At 69.1% G+C, this 18514-nt stretch carries 16 protein-coding genes; 13 read left to right on the top strand and 3 right to left on the bottom strand.

Features of this window, described 5'->3' with window-relative positions; genetic code table 11:
- From nuoG to QSJ97_RS22020, 12 genes are read left to right on the top strand one after another with little or no spacing between them, the layout of a single operon-like run.
- Positions 1-2025: an NADH-quinone oxidoreductase subunit NuoG gene (gene nuoG, locus QSJ97_RS22075; RefSeq protein WP_285674511.1), complete on the top strand. Its 2025-nt coding sequence runs from the start codon at positions 1-3 to the stop codon at positions 2023-2025.
- 12 nt (positions 2026-2037) lie between these two features.
- The gene (gene nuoH / locus QSJ97_RS22070; protein WP_285674510.1) at positions 2038-3066 is read left to right on the top strand and encodes an NADH-quinone oxidoreductase subunit NuoH; all 1029 of its coding nucleotides are present in this window, start codon (positions 2038-2040) and stop codon (positions 3064-3066) included.
- A 4-nt stretch (positions 3067-3070) separates the two neighbouring features.
- Positions 3071-3562: an NADH-quinone oxidoreductase subunit NuoI gene (gene nuoI / locus QSJ97_RS22065; RefSeq protein WP_285674509.1), complete on the top strand. Its 492-nt coding sequence runs from the start codon at positions 3071-3073 to the stop codon at positions 3560-3562.
- The gene (locus QSJ97_RS22060; protein WP_285674508.1) at positions 3559-3951 is read left to right on the top strand and encodes a carboxymuconolactone decarboxylase family protein; all 393 of its coding nucleotides are present in this window, start codon (positions 3559-3561) and stop codon (positions 3949-3951) included. The genes nuoI and QSJ97_RS22060 overlap by 4 nt, the downstream gene beginning before the upstream one ends.
- On the top strand, positions 3948-4562 hold the full coding sequence (locus QSJ97_RS22055) for an NADH-quinone oxidoreductase subunit J (protein WP_285674506.1): 615 nt from the start codon (positions 3948-3950) through the stop codon (positions 4560-4562). Before QSJ97_RS22060 ends, QSJ97_RS22055 begins: the two co-directional genes overlap by 4 nt.
- Before the next feature lie 27 nt (positions 4563-4589).
- Positions 4590-4916, top strand: coding sequence for an NADH-quinone oxidoreductase subunit NuoK (nuoK, locus tag QSJ97_RS22050; RefSeq protein WP_285674505.1), 327 nt, complete (start codon positions 4590-4592; stop codon positions 4914-4916).
- 5 nt (positions 4917-4921) lie between these two features.
- Positions 4922-6910: an NADH-quinone oxidoreductase subunit L gene (gene nuoL / locus QSJ97_RS22045; RefSeq protein ID WP_285674503.1), complete on the top strand. Its 1989-nt coding sequence runs from the start codon at positions 4922-4924 to the stop codon at positions 6908-6910.
- Positions 6910-8481 (top strand): NADH-quinone oxidoreductase subunit M, encoded by a 1572-nt coding sequence (locus QSJ97_RS22040; RefSeq protein WP_285674502.1) that lies wholly within the window; start codon positions 6910-6912, stop codon positions 8479-8481. Before nuoL ends, QSJ97_RS22040 begins: the two co-directional genes overlap by 1 nt.
- Before the next feature lies 1 nt (position 8482).
- Positions 8483-9931 (top strand): NADH-quinone oxidoreductase subunit NuoN, encoded by a 1449-nt coding sequence (nuoN, locus tag QSJ97_RS22035; protein WP_285674501.1) that lies wholly within the window; start codon positions 8483-8485, stop codon positions 9929-9931.
- Complete coding sequence (locus QSJ97_RS22030) at positions 9931-10683, top strand: biotin--[acetyl-CoA-carboxylase] ligase (protein WP_285674500.1); 753 nt, start codon at positions 9931-9933, stop codon at positions 10681-10683. Before nuoN ends, QSJ97_RS22030 begins: the two co-directional genes overlap by 1 nt.
- Before the next feature lie 11 nt (positions 10684-10694).
- Positions 10695-11480, top strand: coding sequence for a type III pantothenate kinase (locus QSJ97_RS22025; protein WP_285674497.1), 786 nt, complete (start codon positions 10695-10697; stop codon positions 11478-11480).
- Positions 11470-13158, top strand: coding sequence for a ribonuclease J (locus QSJ97_RS22020; protein ID WP_285674496.1), 1689 nt, complete (start codon positions 11470-11472; stop codon positions 13156-13158). Before QSJ97_RS22025 ends, QSJ97_RS22020 begins: the two co-directional genes overlap by 11 nt.
- 305 nt (positions 13159-13463) lie before the next feature.
- On the opposite strand, the gene QSJ97_RS22015 is transcribed toward QSJ97_RS22020, so the two are convergent.
- The gene (locus tag QSJ97_RS22015) at positions 13464-15011 is read right to left on the bottom strand and encodes a DEAD/DEAH box helicase (RefSeq protein WP_285674495.1); all 1548 of its coding nucleotides are present in this window, start codon (positions 15009-15011) and stop codon (positions 13464-13466) included.
- A gap of 272 nt (positions 15012-15283) precedes the next feature.
- On the opposite strand from QSJ97_RS22015, the gene gabD reads away from it, so the two are divergent.
- The gene (gabD, locus tag QSJ97_RS22010; RefSeq protein WP_285674494.1) at positions 15284-16759 is read left to right on the top strand and encodes an NADP-dependent succinate-semialdehyde dehydrogenase; all 1476 of its coding nucleotides are present in this window, start codon (positions 15284-15286) and stop codon (positions 16757-16759) included.
- 89 nt (positions 16760-16848) lie between these two features.
- Here the strand turns inward: gabD and QSJ97_RS22005 are convergent, their stop codons facing one another.
- Positions 16849-17388 (bottom strand): invasion associated locus B family protein, encoded by a 540-nt coding sequence (locus QSJ97_RS22005; RefSeq protein WP_285674492.1) that lies wholly within the window; start codon positions 17386-17388, stop codon positions 16849-16851.
- Positions 17388-18514 (bottom strand): glycoside hydrolase family 3 N-terminal domain-containing protein (locus QSJ97_RS22000; protein WP_285674491.1); only part of this gene is annotated, 1127 nt, incomplete at its 5' end. The genes QSJ97_RS22000 and QSJ97_RS22005, both read right to left, overlap by 1 nt.

The following is an 18514-nucleotide window of genomic DNA, read 5'->3' as shown; positions in this document are numbered from 1 at the left end:
ATGAGCGATCTGCGCACCATCATCATCGACGGCCGCGAGATCGAGGCCGATCCCAACCTCACGGTGATCCAGGCCTGCGAGCAGGCCGGGATCGAGATCCCGCGCTTCTGCTATCACGAGCGGCTGTCGATCGCGGGCAACTGCCGGATGTGCCTCGTCGAGCCGGTCGGCGCGCCGAAGCCGGCCGCCTCCTGCCACCTGATGGTGCGGGACCTGCGCGGCGGGCGCAACGGCGAGCCGCCGGAGGTGCGCACCAACTCGCCGATGGTCAAGAAGGCCCGCGAGGGGGTGATGGAGTTCCTGCTCATCAACCACCCGCTCGACTGCCCGATCTGCGACCAGGGCGGCGAGTGCGACCTGCAGGACCAGGCCATGGCCTACGGCGTGGATTTCTCCCGCTACCGCGAGCCCAAGCGCGCGGTGGAGGACCTGCATCTCGGCCCGCTGGTCGAGACCCACATGACCCGCTGCATCTCCTGCACCCGCTGCGTGCGCTTCATCACCGAGGTCGCCGGCGTCTCCGAGCTCGGCCAGATCGGCCGCGGCGAGGATGCCGAGATCACCAACTATCTCGGCGAGATCCTGAAATCCGAGATGCAGGGCAACATCGTCGATCTCTGCCCGGTGGGGGCGCTGACCAACAAGCCCTATTCCTTCTCGGCCCGGCCCTGGGAGCTGACCAAGACCCAGACCATCGACGCGATGGACGCGCTCGGCGCCAACATCCGCGTCGACACCCGCGGGCGCGCGGTGATGCGGGTGCTGCCGCGCAACCATGACGGGGTCAACGAGGAGTGGATCGCCGACCGCACCCGCCACGTCGCGGACGGGCTGGCGCGCCAGCGGCTGGACAAGCCCTATATCCGCGAGAACGGCAAGCTGCGCCCGGCAAGCTGGGCGGAGGCGCTGGAGCTGGCGGCGGAGAGGATCGGGGCGGCCGGCGACAAGGTCGCCGGGCTGGCCGGCGATCTGGTCTCGGTCGAGGCGGTCCATGCGCTGAAATCCCTGCTCGCGGGCCTCGGCTCGGCGCGGCACGAGTGCCGGCAGGACGGCGCGCAGCTCCCGGCCGGCAACCGCTCGGCCTATGTCGGCACCGCGCGGATCGAGGATCTCGACGGCGCGACGCATTTCATGCTGATCGGCACCAATCCGCGGATCGAGGCGCCGGTGCTCAACGCGCGCATCCGCAAGGCCTGGCTCGCCGGCGCCAAGGTCGGCCTGGTCGGCCCGGCGGTCGACCTCACCTACGACTATCACCACTACGGCGACGACCGCGCCGCGCTGGCCAGCCTCGAGAGCGCCAAGGTCGAGGACGTGCTCGACAAGCCCACGGTGGTGATCGTCGGCCAGGGCGCGCTGACCGGGGCCGACGGCGCCGCGGTTCTGGCGCGCGCCATGGCCTTCGCCGAGCGCAGCAACTCGAAGTTCCTGGTGCTGCACACCGCGGCGGCGCGGGTCGGCGCGATGGATCTCGGCTTCGTCCACGAGGGCGGCATCGCCGGCGCGCTGGACGGTGCCGAGGTGGTGCTCAATCTCGGCGCCGACGAGACCGAGATCGCCGCCGGCCCGTTCGTGATCTACCAGGGCCATCACGGCGATCGCGGCGCCCATCGGGCCGACGTGATCCTGCCCGGCGCGGCCTATACCGAGCAGTCCGGCCTCTACGTCAACACCGAGGGGCGCGTGCAGATGGCGATGCGCGCGGGCTTCCCGCCGGGCGAGGCGAAGGAGGACTGGGCGATCCTGCGCGCGCTTTCGGGCCGGCTCGGCAGCGCCCTGCCCTTCGACAGCCTCGATCAGCTCCGCAGCCAGCTCTTCGAGGCGCATCCGCATCTGGCGGAGCTCGACACCATCGCCGAGGCCGAATGGCAGCCGCTGCCGGCCGGCGAGCTCGGCGCGGGCGCCCTCGCCTCGACGGTGGCCGACCACTACCTCGTGAACCCGGTGCTGCGCGCCAGCCCGCTGATGGCCGAGCTCTCCCGCCTCGCGGCGGAGCGGGCCGCCCGGCCGCTGGCCGCAGAATAAGGAGCGCCCGCCATGGACTTCTTCGACACCGATCTCGGCACCTTCATCATCATCCTGGCGCAATGCCTGGTGGTGACGGTCTGCATCCTGGTGAGCCTCGCCTTCCTGCTGCTGATGGACCGCAAGGTCTGGGCGGCGGTGCAGCTGCGGCGGGGGCCCAACGTGGTCGGCCCCTTCGGCCTGCTTCAGAGCTTCGCGGATTTCGGCAAGTTCGTGCTGAAGGAGATCGTGATCCCCGCCGGCGCCGACCGGATCGTGTTCCTGGTGGCGCCGCTGCTCACCTTCGTGCTGGCGGCGATCTCCTGGGCGGTGATCCCCTTCGCCGATGGCTGGGTGATCTCGGATCTCAATGTCGGCGTGCTCTACATCTTCGCGATCAGCTCGCTGGGCGTCTATGGCGTGATCATGGGCGGCTGGGCCTCCAACTCGAAATATCCCTTCCTCGGCGGCCTGCGCTCGGCGGCGCAGATGGTGTCCTACGAGGTCTCGATCGGCCTCATCATCATCGGCGTGCTGATCTCCACCGGCTCGCTCAACCTCTCGGACATCGTGCGCGCGCAGGACGGCGACTACGGCCTGCTCTCGTGGTACTGGCTGCCGCATTTCCCGATGATGATCATCTTCTTCATCTCGGCGCTGGCGGAGACCAACCGGCCGCCCTTCGACCTGCCGGAGGCGGAATCGGAGCTCGTCGCGGGCTATCAGGTGGAGTATTCCTCGACCCCCTACCTGCTCTTCATGATCGGCGAGTACATGAACATCGTGCTGATGTGCGCGATGACCACGCTGCTGTTCTTCGGCGGCTGGCTCTCGCCGATCCCCGGGCTGCCGGACGGCGTGCTCTGGATGGTGCTCAAGATCGTCTTCTTCTTCTTCATCTTCGCGATGGTGAAGGCGATCGTGCCGCGCTACCGCTACGACCAGCTCATGCGCCTCGGCTGGAAGGTGTTCCTGCCGATGTCGCTCGGCTGGGTCGTGATCGCCGCCATTCTCGCGAAATACGACGTGGTGGGCTATGCCCGCTTCGCAACCGGAGGCTGACCCCATGGCCATCGCCTACGACCGCGCCCTCGGCTACTTCCTGATGAAGGACATCATCGCCGGTTTCCGGATCGGCATGCGGTATTTCTTCAAGCCCAAGGCGACGCTGAACTACCCGCACGAGAAGGGCCCGCTCTCGCCCCGCTTCCGCGGCGAGCACGCGCTGCGGCGCTATCCCAACGGCGAGGAGCGCTGCATCGCCTGCAAGCTCTGCGAGGCGATCTGCCCGGCGCAGGCGATCACCATCGAGGCCGAGCCCCGCGAGGACGGCTCGCGGCGCACCACGCGCTACGACATCGACATGACCAAGTGCATCTATTGCGGCTTCTGCCAGGAGGCCTGCCCGGTGGATGCCATCGTCGAGGGGCCGAACTTCGAGTTCGCCACCGAGACCCGCGAGGAGCTCTACTTCAACAAGGAGCGGCTGCTCGAGAACGGCGACCGCTGGGAGCGCGAGATCGCCCGCAACCTCGAGCTGGACGCGCCCTACCGATGACCGATGCGAACGCCATCCTCGAGCGCGGCCGCGCGGCGGCGGAGACGCTGAACCCGGGCATGGAGCAGGCGCTCGCCGGGCGCTACGACGCGCTCCTGCCCGGCTTCGCCGAAAGCGTCGTGGACATGGCCTATGGCCGGGTCTATGCGCGCGACGGGCTGGACATCAGGACGCGGCTCCTGGTCACCGTGGGGGCGCTCAGCGCGCTCGGCGGGCAAACCCGGCCGCAGCTCGAGGTCAACATCGCCAGTGCCCGCAAGGCCGGCGCGAGCCAGCGCGAGATCGCCGAGGCCATCATGCAGATGGGCCTCTACGGAGGGTTCCCGGCGATGATCAATGCGCTGAACGCGGCGCTGGAAGTCTTCGCGAAAGAGGAAGAGAAAGCATGACGCTCACCGCCTTCGCCTTCTACGTCTTTGCCAGCGTGGCGGTGGCCGCCGGGCTCATGGTGATCCTGGCGCGCAACCCGGTGCACTCGGTGCTCTGGCTGATCCTCACCTTCTTTTCCGCCGCCGGCATGATGGTGCTGGTGGGGGCGGAGTTCGTCGCGATGCTGCTGATCATCGTCTATGTCGGCGCGGTGATGGTGCTCTTCCTCTTCGTGGTGATGATGCTCGATGTCGACTTCACCGAGCTGAAGAGCGGGCTGGCGGAATACCTGCCGGTGGGCGCGCTGATCGGGCTGGCGCTGCTGATGGAGCTCGGCCTGGTGCTCGGGCACTGGGTGCTGGCCGATGCCGCGCCCGGGGCGCGCGCCGCGGCGATGCCGGTGCCGGGCGATCTGGCCAATGCCCCGGCGCTCGGGCAGATCATCTACGACCGCTACATCTACGCCTTCCAGGCGTCGGGGCTGATCCTGCTCACCGCGATGATCGGCGCCATCGTGCTCACGCTGCGCCACCGCGCGCATGTCAAGCGCCAGAACGTGCTGGCGCAGATCCACCGCACCCGTGCCGCGTCCGTCGAGCTCAAGGACGTGAAGCCGGGCCAGGGCATTTGACGCGCCGTCGCGCGAGGGGGAGTTAGCATGGAGCAGGCTGCAATCGGAGGCGTCGGCCTCGAGGCATATCTCACCGTGGCGGCGATCCTGTTCGTCACGGGCATCTTCGGGATCTTCCTGAACCGCAAGAACGTGATCGTCATCCTGATGTCGATCGAGCTGATGCTGCTGGCGGTCAACATCAACCTGGTGGCCTTCTCGGCGCATCTCGGCGATCTCGTCGGGCAGGTCTTCGCGCTCTTCGTGCTGACCGTGGCGGCGGCGGAGGCGGCGATCGGCCTCGCGATCCTGGTCTGCTTCTTCCGCAACCGCGGCTCGATCGACGTCGACGACATCAACATGATGAAGGGCTGAGGGGCATGTATACCGCAATCCTGCTGCTGCCGCTGCTCGGCGCGGTCATCGCCGGCTTCTTCCACCGGATCATCGGCGAATGGGCGTCGATGGTGCTCACCACCGGCATCCTGATCTTCTGCGGTCTGCTCTCCTGGATCGCCTTCTTCACGCTGGATCCCGCGGCGACCAGCTCCATCGTGCTGTTCGACTGGATCGTCTCCGGCGATCTGCAGGCGGCCTGGTCGATCCGGGCCGACCGGCTGACCACGGTGATGCTGATCGTGGTGACCTCGGTCTCGGCGCTCGTGCACCTCTACTCCATCGGCTACATGGAGGAGGACGACGCCAAGCCGCGCTTCTTCGCCTATCTCTCCTTCTTCACCTTCGCCATGCTCGCGCTGGTCACCGGCGACAACCTGCTGCAGATCTTCTTCGGCTGGGAGGGCGTCGGCGTCGCGAGCTACCTGCTGATCGGCTTCTGGTACAAGAAGAACTCCGCCAACGAGGCGGCGATGAAGGCCTTCATCGTCAACCGTGTCGGCGATTTCGGCTTCCTGCTCGGCATGTTCGCGCTGTTCGCGCTGACCGGCTCGATCATGCTCGACGACGTCTTCGCCGCCGGCCCCGAGCTGGCCGAGCGCAGCATCCACTTCCTCGGCATGGAGGCGAACGCGGCCGAGCTCGTCGCGATCCTCCTCTTCATCGGCGCCATGGGCAAGTCGGCGCAGCTCTTCCTGCACACCTGGCTGCCGGACGCGATGGAAGGCCCGACCCCGGTCTCGGCGCTGATCCATGCCGCGACCATGGTGACCGCCGGCGTCTTCCTGGTCTGCCGCATGTCGCCGATCTTCGAATATGCCCCGACGGCGCTCACCATCGTCATGGTGGTCGGCGCCTCGACCGCGCTGTTCGCCGGATCGGTCGGCCTCGTGCAGCAGGACATCAAGCGGGTGATCGCCTATTCGACCTGCTCGCAGCTCGGCTACATGTTCGCCGCGGCGGGCGCCGGGGCCTACGAGGCGGCGATGTTCCACCTCTTCACCCATGCCTTCTTCAAGGCGCTGCTGTTCCTCGGGGCGGGCTCGGTGATCCACGCGATGCATCACGAGCAGAACATGTTCAAGATGGGCGGGCTCAAGGACAAGCTGCCCTGGACCTATCTGACCATGGTGATCGGCACGCTGGCGATCACCGGCGTCGGCATCCCCTTCCTCTATCTCACCTCGTTCGAGGTGCCCGTGGGCTTCGCCGGCTTCGTCTCCAAGGAGGTGGTGATCTGGACGACCTTCGCCGCGGGCGGCAATGCCGGGATGTATGCCTACTTCCTGCTCTCGTTCGGCGCGGTCATGACCGCCTTCTACTCCTGGCGCCTGATCTTCCTGACCTTCCATGGCCAGACCCGTGCCGACAAGCATACCTATGACCACGCGCACGAGCCCGGCCTCGTCATGCTGATCCCGCTGTTCCTGCTGGCGATCGGCGCGGTGATCGCGGGGATGGACTTCTACTCCGACTTCATCGGCCACCACGAGCACGAGTTCTGGGGCAGCTCGATCCTCAACCTGCCGCGCGAGCAGGGCGACAGCATGCTGCTCTCGGGCAAGGCGATCCACGAGCTGGCGAAGTTCTTCCCGTTCTCCTGCATGATGCTCGGCGCCTTCCTGAGCTGGATCTTCTATGTCCGCTATCCGACGCTGCCGTCGAAGATGGCGACGCGCCACGAGGGGCTCTACAAGTTCCTGCTCAACAAGTGGTACTTCGACGAGGTCTACACCTTCATCTTCGTGCGCCCGGCGATGTGGATCGGCCGCATGCTGTGGAAGGGCGGCGACGGGCGGACCATCGACGGCATCATCAACGGGCTGGCCATGGGCCTGGTGCCGCGGCTGACGCGCTTCGCCGGCCGGATGCAGTCCGGCTACCTGTTCCACTATGCCTTCGTCATGCTGATCGGCATCTCGCTGCTGATCACCTGGTTCGCGATCTCGGGCGGCGCTGGAGGGGCCGAGTAATGTCGAATTTTCAAAGCCTGCTGACGGTCCTCACCTTCCTGCCGGCGCTGGGGGCCGTGGCGCTCATCATCTTCCGCTCGGGCGATGACGAGGCTTCCAACCTCAACGCCAAGCGGCTGGCGCTGATCATCACCGGCGCCACCTTCCTGCTCTCGCTGGGGATCCTCTCGAGCTTCGACACCTCGAACCCGGGCTTCCAGTTCGTCGAGAAGCGCGAGTGGATCGCCGGGCTGAGCTACCGCATGGGCGTCGACGGGCTCTCGATGCCCTTCGTGATGCTGACCACCTTCTTCTTCCCGCTGACGATCTACGCCTCGTGGAACGTCACCGTGCGGGTGAAGGAGTACATGGCCTGCTTCCTGCTGCTCGAGACCCTGATCCTCGGCGTCTTCACCTCGCTCGACATGGTGCTGTTCTACCTGTTCTTCGAGGCCGGGCTGATCCCGATGTTCCTGATCATCGGCATCTGGGGCGGCAAGGAGCGGATCTACGCGGCCTTCAAGTTCTTCCTCTACACGCTGCTCGGCTCGCTGCTGATGCTGGTGGCGATGATCTACATGTATTTCGACGCCGGCACGACCGACATGGCGGCGCTGCTCAAGCACAGCTTCGACGCCTCGGAGATGGTGCTCGCCGGCTGGCACATTCCCGGCGGCGTGCAGACCCTGCTGTGGCTGGCCTTCTTCGCCTCCTTCGCGGTGAAGATGCCGATGTGGCCGGTGCACACCTGGCTGCCGGACGCGCATGTGCAGGCGCCCACCGCGGGCTCGGTGATCCTGGCGGCGATCCTGCTGAAGATGGGCGGCTACGGCTTCCTGCGCTTCTCGCTGCCGATGTTCCCGGTCGCCTCCGAGATCATGACCGACTTCGTGTTCTTCCTCTCGGTGGTGGCGATCATCTACACCTCGCTGGTGGCGCTGATGCAGGAGGACATCAAGAAGCTCATCGCCTATTCCTCGGTGGCGCATATGGGCTTCGTCACGCTCGGGATCTTCGCCGCCAACCGGCAGGGGGTCGACGGCGCGATGTTCCAGATGATCTCGCACGGCTTCGTCTCCGGCGCGCTCTTCCTCTGCGTCGGGGTGATCTACGACCGGATGCACACGCGCGAGATCGCCGCCTATGGCGGGCTGGCCAACCGGATGCCGATCTATGCCACGGTGATGATGCTGTTCACGCTGGCCAATGTCGGCCTGCCCGGCACCAGCGGCTTCGTCGGCGAGTTCCTGACCATGGCCGGCGCCTTCCAGGTCAACTCGCTGGCGGTGTTCGCGGCGGCCACCGGCGTGATCCTCTCGGCGGCCTATGCGCTCTGGCTCTATCGCCGGGTGGTGTTCGGCGACCTGATCAAGCAGAGCCTCGCCAAGATCCAGGACATGGACCGGCGCGAGATCATCGTGATCGGCCCGCTGGTCGCGGCCACGCTGATCCTCGGCGTCTATCCGAGCCTCGTGCTCGACATGTTCGCCGCCTCGGTCGAGAACCTCGTCGAGGCGGTGGACGACGCCCGCCAGGCCGCTGCGGCCTCCGGGCTGACCGAACTCGCGGCGCACGCGGCAAAGGAGCACTGAGATGAGCGGCGATTATGCGAGTGCGATCCCCGAGCTGATCATGGCCGGGAGCGCCATGGCCCTGCTGATGGTCGGCGCCTATGGCGGCGGCGACGCGCGGCGCGGGGTCATCCTGTGGTGCGCGGCCGGGCTGATGGCGGTGCTCGGCATCTGGGTGGCGACCACCGCGCCCACCGGGCAGCCGGCCTTCTCCGGCGCCTTCCTGAACGACCGCTTCGCACAGTTTGCCAAGGTGCTGATCCTGTTCTCCTCGGCGGCGATGCTGGTGATCGGCAACGGCTATCTCGAGCGGCGCAAGCTGATGCGCTTCGAGTATCCGGTGCTGATCCTGCTGGCGACGCTCGGCATGATGATGATGGTCAGCTCGGGCGACCTGATCTCGCTCTATGTCGGGCTCGAGCTGCAGTCGCTGGCGCTCTATGTCGTGGCGTCGTTCAACCGCGACAGCCAGCGCTCGACCGAGGCGGGGCTGAAATACTTCGTGCTCGGCGCACTGTCCTCGGGGCTGCTGCTCTATGGCGCCTCGCTGATCTACGGCTATACCGGCTCGACCAACTTCACGATCATCGCCGGCATCATCAAGTCGGAGGGGGTCTCGCTCGGCCTCACCTTCGGGCTGGTCTTCGTCTGCGCGGCGCTGGCCTTCAAGATCTCGGCGGCGCCCTTCCACATGTGGACGCCGGATGTCTACGAGGGCTCGCCGACCCCGGTGACCGCGTTCTTCGCCACCGCGCCCAAGGTGGCGGCCGGCGCGCTCTTCGCCCGGGTGCTCTATGGCGGCTTCGGCGATGCGGTGCATGACTGGCAGCAGATCCTGGTCTTCGTCTCGGTGGCCTCGATGTTCCTCGGCGCGATCGCGGCGATCGGGCAGAAGAACCTGAAGCGCCTGATGGCCTATTCCTCGATCGGCCACATGGGCTTCGCCCTGGTCGGCCTCGCCGCCGGCACCGAGGCGGGGGCGCAGTCGCTGCTGTTCTACCTCGCGATCTACGTGGTGATGAACATCGGCGTCTTCGCCTTCATCCTGTCGATGGAGCGCGACGGCCAGCCGGTGGTGCAGATCGCCGATCTGGCGGGCCTCGCCCGGGTCCAGCCGGCCCATGCGCTGGCGGTGGCGGTGCTGATGTTCTCGCTGGCCGGGCTGCCGCCGCTGGTGGGCTTCTTCGCGAAGTTCTTCGTCTTCAAGGCGGCGGTGGATGCCGGGCTGGCGCCGCTGGCGCTGGCCGGTGCCATCGCCTCGGTGATCGGCGCCTACTACTATCTCAACATCGTGCGCGTGATGTACCTCTCCGACCAGGAGCGCCCGCTCGACATCGTCTCCGGCGTATTCGGCAAGGTGATGGTGGGCGGCGCGGCGCTGGCCATGGCGGCGGGCTGGCTGCCCTTCGTCTCCAGCGCAATCGGCCTGACCGACGCGACGCTCGCGGCGGCCAGGGCCCTCGGCGGGTGATGACGGCGGAGCCCCTGCCCCGCCGCCTGATCCTCGACGAGGTCGACAGCACGAATGCCGAGGCCGCCCGCCGCGCACAGGCGGGCGAGCCGGGGCCGCTCTGGATCACGGCCGCCCGGCAGAACGCCGGCCGCGGCCGCCACGGCCGGGCCTGGGCGATGCCTCCGGGCAATCTCGCCGCAACCCTCCTGCTCCGCCCCGCCCTTGCGCCCGCCGAGGCGGCGCAGCTCTCCTTCGTCGCCTGCCTCGCGGTGGCCGACCTGCTCGGCCGCCTCGCGCCGCAGGCCCGGGTCAGCCTGAAATGGCCGAACGATCCGCTGCTCAACGGTCGCAAGGCGGCCGGCGTGCTGCTGGAGAGCGCCGGCGCCGCGGGCGGGCTCGACTGGCTGGCGATCGGCATCGGCGTCAACCTCGCCGCGCCGCCGCCGCCGGAGGCGCTCCGCCCCGGCGCCCATCCGCCCACCGCGGTCGCTGCCGAGGGCGGCCGGGTGGCGACGCCGGACGCCGCGCTCGACATCCTGGCCCCCGCCTTCGCCGCCTGGCAGGCGCGCCATGCCGCCCAGGGCTTCGCGCCGATCCGCGCCGCCTGGCTGGCCCGCGCCGAGGGGCTCGGCCGGCAGATCGAGGCACGGCTGCCCTCCGGCACCCGGAGCGGGATCTACGAGGATATGGACGAGACGGGCCGGCTTGTTCTAAGAGAGGCCAGTGGGCTCGCACGCATCTCCGCGGCAGAGCTCTATTTCCCGGGATAGGTGCGCGCTTCATGCTGCTTGCCATAGATGTCGGCAACACCAACACCGTCTTTGCGCTGCATGACGGCCGGGATTTCGTGGCCTCCTGGCGCTGCAACACCGAGAGCGTGCGCACCGCCGACCAGTATTTCGTCTGGCTCAACCAGCTGATGCGCCATTCCGGGCACGACCCGGCGGACATCGAGTCGGTGGTGATCTCCAACGTCGCGCCGGCGGTGCTGTTCAACCTGCGGCTGCTCTGCGACCGCTACTTCGACACCCGGCCCCTCGTCGTCGGCAAGGATGGCTGCCGGCTGCCGGTGGATGTGCGGGTCGACAACCCGCGCGAGGTCGGCGCGGATCGGCTGGTCAACACCGTGGCGGCCTACGAGACCTATGGACCGAACCTGATCGTGGTGGATTTCGGCACCGCCACCACCTTCGACGTGGTGGGCAGGGACGGCGCCTATGTCGGCGGGGTGATCGCGCCGGGCATCAACCTCTCGCTCTCGGCGCTGCACGCCGCCGCCGCCCATCTTCCGCATATCGACGTAACAATGCCGCAGAAGGTGGTGGGGACCAACACCGTCGAATGCATGCAGTCGGGTGTCTACTGGGGCTATATCGGCCTCATCGAGGGCATCTGCACCCGCATCTCCGCCGAGAAGGAGCGCGAGATGACGGTGCTGGCGACCGGCGGGCTCGCGCCGCTCTTCGCGCGCGGCTCGAACCTGATCAAGCATGTCGACGGAGAGCTCACGATGCGCGGGCTCGTCCTCATCCATCGGCACAACCTGATGGACTCCCATGACCGATAAGGACAAGGCCGAACTCGTCTACACCGCCCTCGGCGGCGCCGGCGAGATCGGAATGAACTGCTATCTCTACGGCCTCGGCCGCGGCTCCGGCGCCGACTGGATCGTCGTCGATCTCGGCATCGGCTTCGGCGACATGGAGACCTCCCCGGGAGTCGAGCTGGTGCTGCCGGATATCGGCTTCCTGCGCCAGATCTCCAAGCGCGTGAAGGGGCTGTTCGTGACCCATGCGCACGAGGACCATATCGGCGCGATCCCGCATCTCTGGGCCAGCATCGGCGCGCCGATCTATGCCCGGCCCTTCACCGCCGAGCTGGTGCGGCGCAAGCTCGAGGAGGCGGGGCAGGACACCCGCATCGTCCGCGAGGTGAGCCCGGGCCAGGCGGTCGATGCCGGGCGCTTCTCGGTGCGCTTCCTGCCGATCACCCATTCGATCCCCGAGGCCTCGATGCTGGCCATCGCCGCGCCGCAGGGCACGGTGGTGCATTCCGGCGACTTCAAGCTCGACCCCGATCCGCAGCTCGGCGACCCCTATGATCTCTCGCCCTACGAGGAACTCGGGCGCGAGGGCGTGCTGGCGCTGGCCTGCGATTCGACCAATGTCTTCCTCGCCGGCCAGGCCGGGTCGGAATCCGAGATCACCGCCAATCTCCGCCGCATCATCCGCGCCGCCCCCGGGGCGGTGGCCGCGACCTCCTTCGCCTCCAACGTGGCGCGGCTGAAGACGCTGGCCACCGCCGCCCATGACGTCGGCCGCTCGATCGTGGTGGCGGGCCGCGCCATGCGCCGGATGATCGAGGTGGCGGTGGAGACCGGCCAGCTCAAGGACTTTCCCCCCGTGGTGCCGGACGACCAGGCGAGCCAGATCCCGCGCGAGAACCTGTTCTTCCTCGTCACCGGCAGCCAGGGCGAGGCGCGCGCCGCACTCGCGCGCATCGCCGGCGGCAGCCACCCCTCGGTGAAGCTGCGCGACGGCGACACGGTGCTGTTCTCCTCCAAGACCATCCCGGGCAACGAGGCCGGCATCTACCGGCTCTACAACAAGCTCTCCGAGCAGGGCATCCGGGTGATCGACAGCGAGATGGAGCGCATCCACGTCTCCGGCCATGCCCGCCGCGACGATCTCGAGAAGATCTACGAGGTGCTGAAGCCGAAGGTCTCGGTGCCGATCCACGGCGAGCACCGCCACCTCGTCGAGCATGCGAAATGGGCCCGCGAATGGGGCGCCTCCCATGCCCTCGTGGTGCCGAACGGCTCGGTGGCGCGGCTCGACGGCAACAGCCCGGGGGTGGTGGACGAGGTCGAGACCGGCCGGATCTATCTCGACGGGCACGCGATGATCGGTGCCATGGACGGCGTGATCCGCGACCGGCTGAAGCTGGCGCGGCAGGGGCATGTGGTGCTCTCGCTGGTGATCGACGAGGACGGCACGCTGATCGCCGATCCGGACGCCAAGGTGATCGGCGGCCCGCAGCAGCACGAGAGCTGGCCCGACACGCTGGCCGGGATGATCGCCGAGGCGGTGGACGAGGCGATCGAGGGCGCCGCGCCGAAGGCCAAGCGCACCGATGCCGCGGTCGAGGACCTCGCCGGCAAGGCGGCGCGCCGGGTCTGCACCCGCTACTGGGGCAAGAAACCGGTGATGACGGTGATGGTCACCCGCCTCGAAGACGAGGACTGACCCCCGGGGGAGCTGCGCACGGGGGCCGGCGCCGCGCCCGCTTCCCCCCGCCGCGGGCTCCCGCAGGCCCCACCCACCCCGTCGACCGGCCACCAGGCGGCACCGTTTCGCGGCCCCCCAGCCTGCGGGAGCCCGCGCCGGCGCGTGGCCGCGCGGATGGGGGGCGGAGCGGTGCCGCCGGCGCAGCGGTTCGGGGGTGGGCGGGGCACGGCCACGCGCCGGCGCGGGCGGCAAGGAAAAGGGGCGCGCTGCACGCACGCGCCCCCTAGCATCACGGTCGGGTCTCTCGGGCGGAAGCGGCCGCCTCAGGCCGCCTTGGTCTCCCCGCCATCGGCGACGGTCTCACCCGCATCGGCAGCCGCCGCGGCCTTGGCGGACTTGCGCGGCGCCGGCTTCTTCAGCTTCACCTCGCGCAGCAGGAAGGCCGGCACATGGTCGCCGAGCCCCACCACCGGCCGGTCGGCCTCGCGGCCGCCGCGGCCGCGCCCGCCCCGGCCGCCGCCGGACTGGTTGCCGCGCTGGCCCTGCTCGCCGCGATCGCGCTCGCGCTCGCGGGGCGCGCGCTGCTCGCGCTCGGCCTCGCGGTCGCCGCCACGATCCCCGCCACGATCCCGGTCGCGGCCGCCGCGCCCGCCGCGGCTGCGGCCGCGCGTCTCGGTCTCCTCGCGGGCCGGCGCCGCCTCGGCGGCCTCCGGCGCCGGCTCCGCCGCCGGCGCGCTCTCGTCGCGCGGGATCTGCTTGCCGATCAGCTCCTCGATCTTCTCGAGATACTTGGTGTCGGAAGGCGCGCAGAGGGTGATCGCGGTGCCCGAACGACCGGCCCGGCCGGTGCGGCCGATGCGGTGGACATAATCCTCCGGATGGGTCGGCACGTCGAAGTTGAAGACATGGCTGACATTGGGGATGTCGAGCCCGCGCGCGGCGACGTCGGAGGCCACCAGCAGCGCGATCTCGCCGTCGCGGAAGCCGTTCAGCGTCGCCATCCGCACCGACTGGTCGAGATCGCCATGGATCGCGCCGGCATTGAAGCCGTGCTTGACCAGCGACTTGTGCAGCACCCCGACATCGCGCTTGCGGTTGCAGAAGATGATGGCGTTGGAGAACTTGTCGCCCTCGGCCCGGATCAGCCGGCGCAGGCAGTCGCGCTTCTCGCGGTCGGCGACGTCGCGGCGGCTCGGGCGGAACGCCACGAGGCGCTGGGCGATGGTCTCCACCGCGGTCGCCTGGCGCGCCACCTCGACGCGCTCCGGCGCGTGCAGGAAGGTCTCGGTGATGCGGGTGATCTCCGGCGCCATGGTGGCGGAGAAGAACAGCGTCTGCCGGGTGAAGGGGGTGAGCCCGAAGATCCGCTCGATATCCGGGATGAAGCCCATGTCGAGCATCCGGTCGGCCTCGTCCACCACCATGATCTGGATGCCGGTGAGCATCAGCTTGCCGCGCTCGAAATGGTCGAGCAGCCGGCCGGGGGTGGCGATCAGCACGTCGACGCCGCGGTCGATCAGCTTGTCCTGCTGGTTGAAGTTCACGCCGCCGATCAGGAGCGCCATCGTGAGCTTGTGGTACTTGCCGTATTTCTCGAAGTTCTCCGAGACCTGCGCGGCCAGCTCGCGCGTCGGGCAGAGGATCAGGCTGCGCGGCATCCGCGCGCGGGCGCGGCCCTTGGCGAGGATGTTGATCATCGGCAGCACGAAGGAGGCGGTCTTGCCCGTGCCGGTCTGGGCGATGCCGAGCACGTCCTTGCCCTTCAGCGCATGGGGGATGGCAGCGGCCTGGATCGGCGTCGGCTCGGTGTAACCGGACTCGTCGATGGCCTTGAGGAGGTCGGCGTCGAGGCCGAGATCATTGAACGGCATTGGCTTCCTTCGGGTTCGCTGCGTATGCTGCTGCTGCGGCGGGCAGACGTGATGGCCGCAGTGCGTCGCGCGGCCCCTGTGAGGCCCGTAGCGGCCTCCTGACGCGGCTGGCCTGCCACAGATGCCCGGAAATGTCAATCGACGGGGCGGAAACCGGGCGTCTGGACGCGCCGATTGGCCGGCTCTGGCCACAGCAAACCCGCCGGACGGGCTTTCACCGCAGGAGCCGCCGGCATAGGTATAGGCGAATCCAAACTCCGGAGGAGACACCGATGCTCGACCGTGCCGATCTTAAGACCAGCCTGACCGACCCCGAGCTGCTCGCCGAGCGCGCCTTTGTCGCGGGCGCCTGGGTGGATGCCGACGAGGGCGGCCGGTTCGATGTCACCAACCCCGCCCGCGGCGGCGTCATCGCCAGCCTGCCGGACATGGGCATCGCCGAGACCCGCCGGGCGATCGACGCCGCCTACGAGGCGCAGAAGGCCTGGGCCGCCAAGACCGGCAAGGAGCGCGGCGCCGTGCTGCGCAAGTGGTACGAGCTGATGGTCGCCAATGCCGACGACCTCGCCGCCATCCTGACCGCCGAGATGGGCAAGCCCTTCGCCGAGGCGCGCGGCGAGATCATCTATGGCGCCAGCTTCATCGAATGGTTCGCCGAGGAGGCCAAGCGCGTCTATGGCGACACCATCCCCGGCCACCAGGGCGACAAGCGGATCCTCGTGATCAAGCAGCCGGTGGGCGTGGTGGCCTCGATCACGCCATGGAACTTCCCCAATGCGATGATCGCCCGCAAGGTCGCCCCGGCGCTGGCGGTGGGCTGCGCCTTCGTCGCCAAGCCGGCCAAGCAAACCCCGTTCTCGGCGCTCGCCATGGCGGTGCTGGCCGAGCGGGCCGGCGTGCCGGCGGGCCTCTTCAGCGTGGTGACCTCGTCCTCCTCCTCGGCGATCGGCAAGGAGATGTGCGAGAACGAGAAGGTGCGCAAGCTGACCTTCACCGGCTCGACCGAGGTGGGCCGCATCCTGATGCGCCAGTGCTCCGACCAGATCAAGAAGGTCAGCCTCGAGCTCGGCGGCAACGCGCCCTTCATCGTGTTCGACGATGCCGATCTCGACGCCGCGGTCGAGGGCGCGATGATCTCGAAATACCGCAACAACGGCCAGACCTGCGTCTGCGCCAACCGGATCTACGTGCAGGACGCCGTCTATGACGCCTTTGCCGAGAAGCTCGCCGCGGCGGTCGCCAGGATGAAGATCGGCGACGGCTTCGAGGAGGGCGTGACCACCGGCCCGCTGATCGACGAGGCGGCGGTTGCCAAGGTCGAGGAGCACATCGCCGACGCCACCGCCAAGGGCGCGACCGTGGTCACCGGCGGCAAGCGCCACGAGCTCGGCGGCACCTTCTTCGAGCCGACCGTGCTGACCGGCGTGACGCCGGAGATGATGGTCACCCGCGACGAGACCTTCGGCCCGGTGGCGCCGCTCTTCCGCTTCACCGACGAGGCGGACGTGGTGGCCCAGGCCAACGACACCATCTTCGGCCTCGCGAGCTATTTCTATGCCCGGGATCTCGGCCGGGTCTGGCGCGTCGCCGAGGCGCTGGAATACGGCATGGTGGGCATCAACACCGGCCTGATCTCCACCGAGGTCGCCCCGTTCGGCGGCGTCAAGCAGTCCGGCCTCGGCCGCGAGGGCTCGAAATACGGCACCGAGGACTTCCTCGAGATGAAGTATCTCTGCATGAGCATCTGATCCCGCAGCCGCGGCGATCAGGAGCAGGAGCGGGGTCCGGCGGCAGCGCCGGGCCCCGTTTCATGTCCGGCCGTCCGGCCCCGCCGGGGTCAGGGCGCGCAGCGCTTCGCGGCGGCGTCGATCGCCTGGGCCGAGCCCTCGAGGGTGTAGGTGTCGGTGGTCAGCGTGCCGCGGGCCGAGGTGCCGCGCACCGTCATCCGCGCGCCGTTGCGCAGCGCCTGCACCAGCGCCACATCGGCCTGCGCATCCGCTGTCCAGGCCCGCCCGCCGGCGGTCAGCAGCGTGAAGGCCCGGATGCCGCGGCTGCCGAGATCGACCTCGAGCGAGACGGTGGAGCCCTCGGCATAGGGGTAGCCGGCGACCAGGCTGACCTCGCCCATGCGCCCCTCGCCGGGCCAGAAGCCGACCGCGAGCCAGCTGGTGCCGCGGCGCTCGTAGTCCCCGGTCTCGGCGGTCGGCAGGCTCGCGGCATAGCAGACCGGCCCGCCCACCGACTCGGCGACGAAGGCGCGCCAGGCGCCGCTGTCGGCCCCGGCTATGGCCACGGGCTCGGCGGCAGCGGCGGGGGCGGCGGCGGCGGCGGCGGCGGCGAGCGCCAGCAGGGCCAGGGCAAGCATCGGGCGGGTCATCAGCGGATCCTCTCGCGCAGGCGCATCAGCCGGGCATGGGAGCGCCGGATGCGCTCCGGCGAGATCTCGCCCCGGTCCATGGCGGCGAGGATCGCCTCGGTCAGCTTCTCCGCCCGCGCCGGGTCGTATTGCCAGGTGTTGGAGAAGATCAGCAGGTCGTTGCCGGCCTTCACCGCCGCCACCGCCGCCGCCTCCGGGGCGAAGCGCTTGCGCACCGCGGCCATCTCCAGATCGTCGGTGATCACCAGGGTGCCGGCGCCGAGCTCGGCGCGCAGATGGCCCTCGATGGCGGTCTCCGAAAGGCTCGCCGGGCGGTCGCGGCTGCCGGTGATCTGCGCATGGGCGACATGGGCCACCATCACCGCGTCGAGCCGGCCCATGGCGCGCAGCGCGCGATAGGGCGCAAGCTCCGCCGGCGCCCAGGAGGCGGTGACATCGGCAAAGTCGTGATGGGTGTCCTCGCGACTGCTGCCATGGCCGGGGAAATGCTTGGCCGAGGTGGCGATGCCCTCGGCCCGGTGCGCCTCGACGAAGGCCGCCGCGAAGCTCTCCACCTGCAGCGGATCGGCGCCATAGCTGCGCCCGGCCCGCGCGATCACCGGGTTCTGCGGGTTGACCGCGAGATCCACCACCGGGCCGAGGTTGAAATTGACCCCGACCTCGGCCAGCTCCGCCGCCATCGCGGCATAGCTCGCCCGCGCCTCGGCGGTGCCGGCCTGCCCGAGCCGCCGCGCCGAGGGCACCGGGCGGAACCCGGCCTTGCGCCCGAGCCGCTGCACCCGGCCGCCCTCCTGGTCCACCGTGATCAGCGGCAGGCGCGGCGCCGCGCTCGCCCGCAGATGCTGCACGAGGCGGCGGACCTGCGCCTTGCCGGTGACGTTGTGGCCCATGATCAGCACGCCGCCGAGCAGGCCCTGGCCGAGATAGCCGGCGACGCGCTCGACCCCGGGATCGCCCGGCGCCCGGCCCTGGAAGCCGAGCACCAGCATCTGCCCGACCATCTGGCGCAGCGCCGGTCCGTCGACATCCACCGGCCCGGCCGTCGGCGCCGGCAGCAGCGCCACCGGCCCGCCCGAGGCCGGCGGCAGCACCACCGCGGAGCCCGGTGCGGGTGCCGGTGCGGGTG

The organism is Paralimibaculum aggregatum (assembly GCF_030270585.1).
Classification (GTDB): domain Bacteria; phylum Pseudomonadota; class Alphaproteobacteria; order Rhodobacterales; family Rhodobacteraceae; genus Thermohalobaculum; species Thermohalobaculum aggregatum.
This window is presented reverse-complemented; position numbering and strand designations above follow the sequence as displayed.